7 protein-coding genes are annotated in these 9,991 nt (G+C 66.5%); 1 reads left to right on the plus strand and 6 read right to left on the minus strand.

From position 1 onward, the window contains the following. Positions 1 to 9: 9 nt before the first annotated feature. From ACQR1L_RS07180 to ACQR1L_RS07205, 6 genes are all read right to left on the minus strand, one after another. Positions 10 to 1,425 carry an FAD-binding oxidoreductase gene (locus ACQR1L_RS07180; protein WP_434857219.1) on the minus strand — a complete coding sequence of 472 codons (1,416 nt, stop codon included), beginning with the start codon at positions 1,423 to 1,425 and terminating at the stop codon, positions 10 to 12. 122 nt (positions 1,426 to 1,547) lie between these two features. Next, positions 1,548 to 3,209: a nickel ABC transporter ATP-binding protein NikE gene (gene nikE, locus ACQR1L_RS07185; protein ID WP_434857220.1), complete on the minus strand. Its 1,662-nt coding sequence runs from the start codon at positions 3,207 to 3,209 to the stop codon at positions 1,548 to 1,550. Next, positions 3,206 to 4,066 (minus strand): ABC transporter permease, encoded by an 861-nt coding sequence (locus tag ACQR1L_RS07190; protein ID WP_434857263.1) that lies wholly within the window; start codon positions 4,064 to 4,066, stop codon positions 3,206 to 3,208. Before ACQR1L_RS07190 ends, nikE begins: the two co-directional genes overlap by 4 nt. A gap of 2 nt (positions 4,067 to 4,068) precedes the next feature. Continuing rightward, a complete protein-coding gene (locus tag ACQR1L_RS07195) occupies positions 4,069 to 5,100 on the minus strand; it encodes an ABC transporter permease (RefSeq protein WP_434857221.1) in 1,032 nt (343 codons plus the stop codon). A 335-nt stretch (positions 5,101 to 5,435) separates the two neighbouring features. Then, positions 5,436 to 7,055: an ABC transporter substrate-binding protein gene (locus ACQR1L_RS07200; RefSeq protein WP_434857222.1), complete on the minus strand. Its 1,620-nt coding sequence runs from the start codon at positions 7,053 to 7,055 to the stop codon at positions 5,436 to 5,438. 111 nt (positions 7,056 to 7,166) lie between these two features. Then, positions 7,167 to 8,582 (minus strand): FAD/NAD(P)-binding protein, encoded by a 1,416-nt coding sequence (locus tag ACQR1L_RS07205; protein WP_434857223.1) that lies wholly within the window; start codon positions 8,580 to 8,582, stop codon positions 7,167 to 7,169. A gap of 210 nt (positions 8,583 to 8,792) precedes the next feature. Here ACQR1L_RS07205 and ACQR1L_RS07210 point away from each other — a divergent pair, with 210 nt between their 5' ends. Beyond that, positions 8,793 to 9,689 carry a LysR family transcriptional regulator gene (locus ACQR1L_RS07210; RefSeq protein ID WP_434857224.1) on the plus strand — a complete coding sequence of 299 codons (897 nt, stop codon included), beginning with the start codon at positions 8,793 to 8,795 and terminating at the stop codon, positions 9,687 to 9,689. Positions 9,690 to 9,991 lie beyond the last annotated feature (302 nt).

Raw genomic sequence — 9,991 nt, forward strand, 5'->3', positions numbered from 1 at the left:
AGGTCTGTCTTAAGCCTCGGGCAGCAGCTTGCCCGGGTTCATCAGCCCGTGCGGATCGAGCGTGCGCTTGAGCTGAAGCATCAGCTCGAGCTCGAGCGGCGGCTTGCACAGCGGCATCTCGGAGGTGCGGAGCTGGCCGATACCGTGCTCCGCGCTGATCGAGCCGCGGCGGCGGGTGATCTCGTCGTGGACGAGGCGGGTGATGCGCGGGCCGCGCTGGTAGAACTCGGCCTCGCTCATGTCGAGCGGCCGCATCAGATTGTAGTGCAGATTGCCGTCGCCGAGATGGCCGAACACCATGGGGCGGATGCCGGGCAGCGCGGCGCCGACGGCGGCATCCATCACATCGACGAAGTCGGCGATCTCGGCGACGGGCACGGCGACGTCGTGCTTCAGCGCCTTGCCCTCGCGTACCAGGGCTTCCGATACGCTCTCGCGCACGCGCCAGAACGCCTTGGCCTGGGTGCCGTCCTGCGCGATGACCGCGTCGGCGACGAGTCCTTCTGCCATGGCGTCGGTCAACGTCGTTTCGAGCCGCGCCGTCAGCGCGGCCTCCTCGCCGATGTCGCTGAGCTCGATCAGCACGGCGGCCTCAGGCAATGCCGGAAACGGCAACCGCGCATCCGGCATCTGCCGCGTGATCATTTCGAGCGTTGCCGCGGTCAGGAATTCGAACGCCGTCAGGCGATCGCCGCAACGGGCGCGCGACCGCTGCAGCAGCTTGAGCGCGGCGGCGGCATCGGCGACGGCAACGAAGGCGGTCGCGCGTGCCGTCGGCTGCGGAAACAGCTTCAGCACCGCGCCGGTGATGATGCCGAGCGTGCCTTCCGAGCTGATGAAGAGATCGCGCAGCGCATAGCCGGTGTTGTCCTTGCGCAGGGAGCGCAGGCCATCCCAGACGCGCCCGTCCGGCAGCACGACTTCGAGCCCGAGGGTCAGCTCGCGCATCACGCCATAGCGCAGCACGGCGACGCCGCCGGCATTGGCCGCGAGGTTGCCGCCGACCGTGCAGCTGCCCTCGGAGCCCAGGCTCAGCGGAAAGAACAGGCCCGCCTCGCGCGCCGCATCCTGCACCTTGGCGAGCACGACGCCGGCATCGACCACGATGGTCTGTCCGATCGCATCCACCGCGCGGATGCGGTTCATCCGCGACAGCGACAGCACGATCGCGCTCCCGCTCGCATCCGGCGTGGCGCCGCCCGACAGGCTGGTGTGACCGCCCTGCGGCACCACGGCGACGCGCGCCTCGGTGCAGGCCGCCATCACGGCCGCGACCTCTTCGGTCGACGCGGGCCTGACCACAGCGATTGCTGCACCGTGATACTTGCCGAGCCAGTCGCGCAGATAGGTCGCCTGATCCTCGGCTGCGGTCAGGACATGAGAGGCACCGACGAGCCCCTGCAACGTGGTGATCAGCTTCGTCATGACGCGCGCGGAGACCCTTGTCGGTGATCGTTTTTGCGATAACCGCAAACTAACAGGATGGGCGGCGCAGCCCCCAATACCAAGTTGTCCGCCGTCCATAATCGATTGTTATGGGTTCGGACTCAGGCCGTCGCCAGCGCCATCGGCGGGGCGATATGCGGGACCGCGTCGACCAGCTCGCGGGTGTAGTCGGTCTGCGGGTTGGCGAACAGCGCCCGGCTCTCGCCCTGCTCGACGATGGCGCCGGTGCGCAGCACGATGGTGCGGTCGCACATCATGCGCACCACGTTGAGATCGTGGCTGACGAACAGGAAGGCGAGATTGTCCTCGCGCCGGAGCTTGTTGAGAAGCTGCAGCACCACCGCCTGGACGGAGACGTCGAGCGCGGCCGTCGGCTCGTCCAGCACCAGCAGGCGCGGCTTGCAGGCGATCGCGCGGGCGATGCCGACACGCGCCTTCTGCCCGCCGGAGAGCTGGTGCGGAAAGCGCTGCAGCAGCTCGCGCGGCAGGCCGACGCGCTCGGCACATTCCTCGACGCGCTGGCGCATCGTGTCGCCCGAGCGCATGTTCATCAGCCGGTACAGCGGATGCGCGATACAGTCGAACGCGGTGTAGCGCGGATTGAGGCTGTCGTTCGGATCCTGGAAGACGATCTGGATGTCCTTGCGCAGCTCCGAGCGGTGGAAGTCACGCGCCGGAATGCCGCCGATCGACTGGCCGTCGAACAGGATCTCGCCCTCGCTCGGGTCGAGCAGCCGGCAGATCATCCGCGAGGTCGTGCTCTTGCCCGAGCCGCTCTCGCCGACCAGGCCGACGCTTTCGCCGCCGCGCATCGTCATCGAGAAGTCGGCGACGCCGATGGTGCCGTCGTCGAAGCGCTTGACGATGCTCTTGACGTCCAGCAGCAGCGGCGTGCCATGCGGCGGAGACGGCAGCTCGGTCACCTCGACCAGCGGAATCGTCTCGCCGTCCGGCACGAGATCCTCGATGCGCGAGGTCGCGGTCGGGGATGCTGCGACCAGCCGCTTGCTGTAGGGATGTTGCGGCCGGTGGAACAAGGTCAGCGGCTCGGCCTCCTCGACCAGCCTGCCCTGCTCCATCACCACCACGCGCGCGCAATAGCGCGCGGCGAGGCCGAGATCATGCGTGATCAGGATCGTCGCCATGCCGCGGTCGGCCGCGATCTTGGCGAGCAGGTCCATCACCACCTTCTGCGTGGTGACGTCGAGGCCGGTGGTCGGCTCGTCGGCGATCAGCAGCGACGGATTGCAGGAGATCGCGACCGCGATCATCACCCGCTGGCACATGCCGCCGGAGAGTTCGTGCGGATACGCGCTCATGCGCCGCTCGGGATCGCGGATCTGCACGGCCTTGAGCAGGTTCAGCGCCTCGGCCAGCGCCTCCTGCCGCGACAGCCGTCGATGCGCGAGGATCGCATCCGCGACCTGCTGGCCGATGGTGCGGATCGGGTTCAACGCCGCGCGCGGGTTCTGAAAAATCATCGACATCGCAGCCCCATGCAGGCTGCGCAGATCGGCGCCGCCGGCGCGGGTGATGTCCTGGCCCTTGAAGCGGATGCGGCCGTCGGCGATACGGCCGGCCTTGTCGAGCAGATGCGTGATGGCAAAGCCGGTGACCGACTTGCCCGAGCCGCTCTCGCCGACCAGACCCAGCATCTCACCCGGGGCAAGCGACAAGGAGACGCCGCGCACGGCCTCGACGAGGCCGCGGCGCGTGGAGAAGGTAACCTTGAGGTTCTCGACCTCCAACAACGGCGCGGTCACGTGCGCATCCTCGGATCCAGGATATCGCGCAGGCCATCGCCAAGCAGGTTGAAGCACAGCACGGCGCTCATCAGGGCGAGGCCGGGGAAAGCCACCAGCCACCAGCGCCCCGTCGAGATGAAGCGCGCGCCCTCGGCGACCATGATGCCCCATTCCGGCGTCGGCGGCTTGACGCCGAGACCGATGAAGGAGAGGCCCGCGGCATTCAGGATCGCCCAGCCGAGATTGAGCGACATCTGCACCGCCATCGCCGGCAGCACGTTCGGCAGCAGGAAGCGCAAGACCACGGCGACGTGGCTCTCGCCGCAGGCGCGCGCGGCCTCGACCCAGCCGAGGTTGCGGCGGATGTTCACCTCGGCGCGCGCGAAGCGGATGTAGAACGGCAGGTTGATGATCGCGGTCGCGATCACGATGTTCTCGACGCGGTTGCCGAGCGCGGCGACCATCGCCATCGCCAGCACGAACAGCGGGAACGCCATCAGCACGTCGACGAACCGCCCGACCGCCTTGTCGAGCCGGCCGCCGGCATAGCCACAGAGCGCGCCGATCACCGAGCCGATCGCGAACGACACCGCGACCGCCGTCACGGCTATGGTGAGGTCGAGCCGGCTCGCCACGATCAGGCGGCTCAGCACGTCACGGCCGAGTTGGTCGGTGCCGAACCAGTGCGCCGCGCTCGGCGGCTGTAGGGCCGCGGGCACATCCGAGGCGATAGGATCGTAGGGCGCGAGCCACGGGGCAAAGATCGCCATCAGTGCCAGGAGCACCGCGCCGCCGGCTGCGATCGCGGTGACAGGGTTGCCGCGCAGCACGAAGGCGGTGTGACGCAGCGTGGATGAGGTCTCGATCGTGGTCATGCTCATGCCACCGTCGCGCGGGGATCGGCCATGCCGTAGAGCAGATCGACCAGCAGATTGACGATCACGAAGATCGTCGCCATCAGCAGCACGAAGCCCTGCACCGGCGCGTAGTCGGAGACCAGCAGCGCGTCGAGCGCGTAGGACGCGACGCCGGGCCAGGAGAACACCTTCTCGACCAGCACGTTCGCGCCCAGCATGGTGGAGAACACGATGCCGGCGATGGTAATGACGGGGAGGATCGCGTTCCGCAAGGCGTAGGTCACGACGATGCGCCACCACGATAGCCCGACCGAGCGCGCGGTGCGGACGAAATCGCTGCCGAGCGAGACCAGCATCGACGCGCGGGTGATGCGCGCCAGCGGCGCGATCACGAACAGCGCCATCGTGACGGCCGGCAGCATCAGCTGCCGCGCCGCCGCCCACCAGCCCTCGATATCGCCGGCGAGCAGGAAGTCGATGATCAGGAAACCGGTGCGCTGCGGCGGCAGGCTCGCGAAGATGTCGATGCGGCCCGTGGGATCGGGCGCAATGCCGAACAGATAGTAGAACACGTAGATCAGCAAGAGACCGGAAACGAAGGTGGGCACGCAGACACCGAGCGAGCAGAACAGCCTCACGCCGTGATCGATCAGCGATCCCGGCCTGAGCGCTGCGATGACGCCGAGCGGCACCGCCGAAACCAGCGCGATCAGCAGCGCCGTCAAGGTCAGCTCCAGCGAGGCCGGCAGGCGCTCCTTGAGATCCTTGGCGACCGCCTGCCCCGTCATCATCGAGCGGCCGAGATTGCCGCGGGCGACGTCGGTCAGATAGATCACGAGCTGGTTCGGCAGCGGCTTGTCGAGCCCGAGCTGCCGGCGGATGACCTCGATCTCCTCCTTGCCGGCATTGGGACCGGAGGCGAAGAACACGGCCGGATCCCCGGGCAGGACGCGCATCAACAGGAAGGTGAAAACCAGGACGCCGAACAGCGCCGGCAGCGACGAGACGAAGCGTCGTCCCGCCCGCAGCAGAGTTGCGCCGATCGTGTTCATGGGTCTTCCGTCTCCTAAACTTCATCATCATTGACGCACACCGGGGCGCCGCGCTCGGTATCACCTCTCCCCGCCTGCGGAGAGAGGTCGGATTGCATCGACAGATGCAATCCGGGTGAAGGGGTACAGGTCTATCAACTCGCACCGCCCGTGCGGCTGCCCCTCACCCCAACCCTCTCAGCGCGAGCGAAGCTCGTCGCGCCCCCGTAAGAACGGGGAGAGGGAGCGCAGTTGCAGCGCGGCACGAGCTTCAGCCGAACTGCAGAAGAGGATTACCCTCCCAACGACAGCGAGGTGGAGCGCCGCTACGCGGCTGCGCTCCACCGATGATCGTCCTACTTCCGGCTCAGGTTACGATAATCGACCTGCCGCGTGAACTGGTAGACGTAGCCATCCACCGTCGGCTGCATCACCGCGTCCTGCGCCGCCTGCCAGATCGGGATCTGGAACATCTGGTCAAAATGGATCGCGTTGAGCGCCTTGCCCTCGGCCTCGTATTTCGCCTTGTCGGCCTCGAAACGCGCCTCCTGGGCGATCTTCTCCAGTTCGGCATTGTCGGTCGAGGAGTAGTTCCAGCGCTGCTTGCCGGTGTAGAAGTTGCGGTAGAAATAGTCGGTCGACGGCAGCCAGGCGACGATGCCCTCGATGAAGAACGGCAGCTTCTTCTCGTTGATCGCGGTCGACATCTGCGCATCCGGCAGCTTCTGGATATCGACCTTGATGCCGATCTTGCCGAGCGATTCCTTGACGAGCGCGGCCATCGGCTCGGCGGTCGCAGCCTGGCCGACGTTGAAGCTGAACGTCGTGGAGAACCCGTCCGGCATGCCGGCGTCCTTCAGATAGGCCTTCGCCTTCTCCAGGTCGAGCTTGATCGGCTGCGGGATCGGATAGCCGCCGCTCGGCGGCTTGCCGTCGGCCCAGGTCGCGCCGTACAGCGGCGCGCCGCGGCCGAACAAGGCGGCCTTGAACATGTCGTCATAGGGCAGCGCGTAAGCAATGGCGCGGCGCACATTGACATTGTCGAACGGCGGAATGGTGTTGTTCATCGAGATGAAGGTCACCGCATTGTATTGCGGGGTCGAGATCACCTTCAGCTTGCCCTTGCCTTCGAGCGACTGCACGTCGCTGGCCTGCAGATCGATCACCAGATCCGCGTCGCCGCGCTCGACGAGGTTGGCGCGCGTCGCCGGCTCCGGCACCGACTGGATGATCAGGCGCTTGAACGCCGCCGGCTTGTCCGGCGTGCCGCGGTTCCAGGCGTCGTTGCGCTTGGCGATCACCTGCTCGCCGGGCTTGAATGTCTCGACGATGTAGGCGCCGCTGCCCGCCGCGTTCTCCTTGGTCCAGTTCAGCGCCCACGGATCTTCAGCCGTCGCATGCGCCTTGGCGAGCTTGGAGTTGATGATGATCGGATAGACGGTGGCGAGGTTCGGCAGCGCCAGCTTGTCCGGCTTCGGCAAGGTGACTTCGATGGTCAGGGGATCGATGACCTTGAACTGGTCGGCCGAGGTCAGCGAGCCCGTCAGCAGCTGCGCCTTGCCGAGGATCGGCGCGGTGACGCAACGGTCGAGCGACCATTTGACGTCCTCGGCCGTGACCGGCGAGCCGTCCTGGAACTTGGCATCGGGACGCAGCTTGAAGGTGATCTTCAGGCCATCCGCGCTGACCGAATAGGATTCGGCGAGCTCGCCGGTGATGGTGTCGAGATCGAACACCCACTTACCATTGAGCTGCTTGCGGCCGAACGACACCAGCCGGTCGTAGCTCGACATCGACAGCGCGAAGGCTTCGCGCGTCGAGCCCGGAATGTTCGGATCGAGCGTATTGACGGTCGCACCGGTGACATAGCGCAACGTCTCCGCACGGCTCTGCGCATGCGCCGACGGCGCCGCGAGTGTCACCGCAAGCAACGCGGTCGCCGCGAACAACGAACGTTTGGACATTTCGAAACTCATCGCCCTTGTTCCCTCATCAGTCTCAAAATCCGGGACTAAAAACATCTGCCGCCAGTCACCGACACTGCCGGCTCATCTGATGCACGCGCATGGTTCACGCGCAGCAGCAAATCACGTGCCACGACGAACCTCGGCCTGTCTCACATCATAGGCCTGGAAGTTGGCCCAATGCTTGTCGATATCAGCCGTGAACAATCCACGCGTCAGTCCATGCACGAGCTTCGGCACCGCCGTCGTCATTGCGTTGATGGATGATCCCGATGCGCCGAAGCTCATCGTCGAGGCGATGGCGAACACATGGATATCGCGGATCCACGGCGTCTCGCCTGCCTTGCGCTCTGAAAGCGCGTAGTCGTCGGCGAGATAGGGGAAGGCGCCGAGCCGATCGTTGCGCTCGCTCTCATCCGGCGTGTAGCGGTCCGACCAGCGTGCGATGTTCGTCGCGAAGCGCTGCAGCTCCGGCCGCTTGGTGAAATCCATCGAGATCCCGGTCGCGCTGATCACGAAGTCCGCCGTGATCTCACCCTTCGCCGTCTGCAGCACGACGCCATCGGAGGTCTCGCGCGCAGCGACCAAGGGCGCTCCTTCATGCAAATGGAACGCGGCGTGGCGGGCGCAGCGATCATAGGTGTGCTGCGGAAAGCCTTCGCGCAGCCCAAGGACGGCATTCATGAAGCGCCAGCGCCAGGCATCGTCGAGCTCGGAGAAGTGCCGCAGGAAGCCGCGGAACGTCAGCCAGCGGTACGGCTGGATCAGCTGGATTTCCGCGCGACGGCACAACAGATCGACGCTGTCAGCACCGGCCTCGAGGGCAACGGCCGCGTTGTCGAACGCGGACGCGCCGGCGCCGATCACCGCGACGCGGCGGCCGCGCAGAGCATCGAAGTCGATCTCGGCGCCGGAATGCGCGCAGCGCGTCGCGGGGAGACTGCGAAGCGGCTCCGGGATGCTCCAATCGCCCATGCCTTCCTGGCCGGTCGCGAGCACGATCTTGCGCGCATAGAGCGCGGTGTCGCCGTCCTTGCTGCGCACCGTCGCCTTGAGCAGTCCATCAGCCGCCGGCGCGATGTCGACGACCTCGCAGCCGTTGCGCATGGGAATGTCGAGCACCTCACGATACCAGGCGAGATAGTCTGCCCAATATTCGCGCGGGATCAGGTTAAGATCGCGCCAGCTGTCACTGCCGTACTTCGCCTCGTGCCACGCCTGATAGGTCAGGCACGGAATATCGAGATCGGGCCCGGTGAAATCCTTCGGGCTGCGCAAGGTCGGCATGCGCGCATAAGTGAGCCACGGCCCTTCGCGGCCTTCCTCGGCCTTGTCGAGCACGAGGATGTTGCTGACGCGCGAGCGCAGCAGCGCGAACGCGGTCGCAAGACCCGACTGGCCGCCACCGACGATCAGCACGTCGAGTGCAGCCCGGCCGTCGGGACCGGTGACGGGCGTCAACCATGGCATGGTGGGATGGGCGATCTTGGCAAGATCGCTGCGAACCTGGGCTGTCAGCCTGGCGAGACCGTCGCTCATGCTGGCCACCGGATGAAACACGCGCAATCGCGGTCGACACGCTTGCTGTCGCTCACGCTCTCTCCATCAGTCATGTCACCCGGCACATGAAGCTTAGCAAAGCGGACCTGAAGCCTTCCATACCGATTTGTCCGCTGCCCATAACAGCTTGTTATGGGAGGGCCGGCGCGGCTACAGTTGATCCGCACCCGCAGCGAGACAAGAGGTCGCATGCCGCTCAATCTGCGCCAGATCGAGGTCTTCCGCGCCATCATGATCACCGGCTCGATCAGCGGCGCCGCGCGGCTGTTGTCGGTGTCACAGCCTGCCATCAGCCGGCTCTTGGCCTACACCGAGGACGGCCTCAAGCTGAAGCTGTTCGAGCGCATCAGCGGCCGGGTGCAGCCGACGCCGGAGGCGAAGCGGCTGTTCGCCGAGGTCGAGCACATCCATCGCGGCGTCGCGCGCATCAACGATCTCGCCGACGAATTGCGCGCCGGCGGCACCGGCACGATCCGCGTCGTCGCCAGCCCCAGCGCGGGATACGGCATGGTGCCGGACGCCCTGGCGCGGCTGCGCAGCCGTTTCCCCGACCTGCGCGTCGAGTTCGAATCATTGACGCTTCTGGAAATCGTCAACCGCGTCGGCACCGCGCGCGCCGATGTCGGCGTCACCGTGCTGCCGGTCGACGAGCCCACGGTGGCGGTCGAGACGATCGCGGAAGGCGCGCTCCACGTGATCATGCCGGCGGATCATGCGCTGGCAAAACTGCGCAGCATCCGGCCGAAGGATATGCTGCCCTATCCATTGGTCGGCTTCGGCCCGCAGACGCCCTACGGACACATCGTGACATCAGCGCTCGCCGGCGGCCCCGAGCCCACGACGACCGTGCGCTACACCCCCGACGCCTGCGCCATGGTCCGCGCCGGCGCCGGCCTCGCGGTGGTCGACGAATTCGTCCTGCGCGGCCGCGCCTGGCCCGACCTCATCGCGCGTCCGCTGCTGCCGAAGACCCCGATGCGCGCCTATCTGCTGACACCGCGCTTCGAGCCGCTATCACGGAATGCCGCGGCGCTGGCGGACATTTTGCGCGGACGCGATCGGAAGGCGACAGCGGGAAAGCGGTGATCGACTTGCCTGTTGGGATCCGACATCCCTCCGCGCAACCGGTGATCTCCCCTCCCCCTTGCGGGGAGGGGTCGGGGGTGGGGGGCCACGAGTCCCGCTCGATGCGAGGTGCTCGAACAATTGCTGAAGATCGAACAGCGCGGAAAGGAGCCTTGCTCTCAGGCCCCAGATCCGGAAGGGCCGGGGGATTTCACGAAGTTCAGCGCCCGGGGACCCCCACCCCCAACCCCTCCCCGCAAGGGCAGGGCTATCGCATGTGACCGAGGAGTTCGAAAAAGAATTCATCGTTCCAACCGGCGCGC

The sequence above is a fragment of the Bradyrhizobium sp. HKCCYLR20261 genome (assembly GCF_051168435.1).
GTDB lineage: Bacteria > Pseudomonadota > Alphaproteobacteria > Rhizobiales > Xanthobacteraceae > Bradyrhizobium.